The organism is Okeania sp. SIO2B9, assembly GCF_010672505.1.
GTDB classification, from domain to species: Bacteria; Cyanobacteriota; Cyanobacteriia; order Cyanobacteriales; family Microcoleaceae; genus Okeania; species Okeania hirsuta.
Map to the genome: position 1 here is coordinate 1 of NZ_JAAHGK010001815.1, position 1,029 is coordinate 1,029.

Genomic DNA, 1,029 nt, shown 5'->3' on the forward strand with positions numbered 1-1,029 from the left:
TCTTATCAAAATTATCATTAATGAATAATTAACTTATAATTGATCGCAATTTAGTGTTAGCTTCCTACAGCCATAAAAGTCAAATCATATGTTTGCCCCAAAGTGCTTTTCAAATCATTTGTAGAATGTTTAGGATTGACATACTTTTCCAAAACTTCTACAATTTTTTCTGGATCGTAAGATTTATACAGGTAATCATTAGCACCTACAATTCTAGCTCTAGTCCGGTCGATAATACTGTCTTGAGTTGAAAAAAATACAATTGGTATATCTTGAAAGGTAGTAGTTTTTCGTAAAAATTTACATATTGTATAACCACTAACTTTAGGCATAATTAAATCCAAAAAAATTAAATCAGGTTTACATTCTTCCAAAAGAGCTAATCCTTTAATTGGATTTTGAATATGCAAAATTTCATATCCCAGTGGCTTGAGAATTTTATCCAGTAAGAAACCAGTACTATAACTATCATCAATACAAGCAATTTTGACTTTATCAACACTCTTTTCTATCGCTGGCAAGTGAAATTTTTCTGAAGGTGGAAGCCAATCTTCTACCTTCAGAAAATTAATTAAGCCTAGTTTTTCAAAGCTATATAAACTATGGGTAATTACCTCTAATGACATTTTCATTTCTAATGTAATATCCCAAATTGTTCGTTTACCATTGAGTAACTTATCGAGCTTCAAAACAGACTCTGATTTTTCTTGATTTAATAACTTATTTCTATTTTTAATAATTGGCACAAGTTCGGGATTAATGTGCAATAAACCTTCATCTTTTAAAGATTTTAAAAGTATTTTTGCTGAAGCAAGAACTTCTTTAATTTCTCGCCTTGATAACAGTAAATTTAAAGTTTTTTGAGAAGTGGAATGTTTCTGTGGATGCCATCTTCTTGTTAAACCTGCTTGACTAATAATAGCAAAGAAAACTTCTTCAGTGATAGTACGCAAAATTGCCTTAGCTTCACTTAAAGTTATTTGATTATCACTAATAGCTATTTGCAACAATTTATATTCCCTAACTTTA

At 29.5% G+C, this 1,029-nt stretch carries 1 protein-coding gene; it reads right to left on the reverse strand.

The genetic code is table 11. The features are described from left to right. Positions 1 to 56: 56 nt before the first annotated feature. A partial coding sequence (locus F6K13_RS34665; protein WP_287290182.1) for a PleD family two-component system response regulator occupies positions 57 to 1,029 on the reverse strand: 973 nt, incomplete at its 5' end.